The 887-nt window shown below is 57.0% G+C and carries 2 protein-coding genes; both read left to right on the forward strand.

All coding sequences use genetic code 11. The annotated features are described in order from the left end of the window. Nucleotides 1–600, forward strand: a 600-nt coding sequence (locus B4F73_RS12285; RefSeq protein ID WP_290483404.1) for a type IV secretory system conjugative DNA transfer family protein, incomplete at its 5' end; no start/stop codon positions are given. A 3-nt stretch (nt 601–603) separates the two neighbouring features. Next, nucleotides 604–887: hypothetical protein (locus B4F73_RS12290; protein ID WP_290483405.1), on the forward strand; the 284-nt coding region annotated here is incomplete at its 3' end.

Raw genomic sequence — 887 nt, forward strand, 5'->3', positions numbered from 1 at the left:
CTCGACAATTGCCATGTGCGGGTCGCCTTCGCGACCAACGATGAGCGCACGGCCAAGCGGATATCCGAAGCGCTCGGAACCAAGACAGAACAGCGATCCCAGAAAAACTATACAGGCCACAGATTGGCACCCTGGTTATCGCACATGATGGTGTCGCGTCAGGAGACCCAGCGCCAGTTGCTGACGCCCGGTGAGATCATGCAGCTCCCGCCCGACAGGGAAGTGGTCATGGTGTCAGGCGCTGCGCCCGTGCTCGCAGACAAGCTGCGCTATTTTGAGGACCGGAATTTCACGACGCGGGTTCTGTCACCGGCTGCTTGCGAGCCAGACGATAGTAAGAACACGTCGGAATGGTCAGATTTCATCGCAGAGCAAGGTTTCGAAGAGGGTAGCATGGCTACAGTGTCGGATGACGACGCCGGCCGAGAATTGCGCCACCAGTTGGAGCGCGAAGATGTGCTGAGTCACAATATTGGGGAACCCGGAGGTCATGAAGTGGAAGATGATCCTGCCGATCCGGCGGTGGCTCAGCACCTCGACGCTGTGCGCCAGGCGCTGGCGCTCGATGAAGTCGATCAGGATGTGATACCGGGGTGGTGAGCGATGAAACGAAATCGAATTAACATTCGCGTTACTGATGCGCTTTGGGAGAAGCTGGTGCTAGAGGCAAGCCTGCACGACGCAAGTATGACGGCCATCATCGAGATGGCTCTCATGCAATACTTCCATCCCGATCAGGTCGAGCGGCGTGATAGTGAGCTTCTTACACGCATGGACAGGTACGATGCGCGCCAGGACCGGATTGAAACCGACATTCGACTCTGCACAGAAACACTTGCCCAATATGTCTTGTACTGGCTCACGCGTATGGAGCCTTTGCCAGAGGC

Origin of the sequence: Hyphomonas sp. UBA3601 (assembly GCF_002375605.1) — a bacterium.
GTDB lineage: Bacteria > Pseudomonadota > Alphaproteobacteria > Caulobacterales > Hyphomonadaceae > Hyphomonas.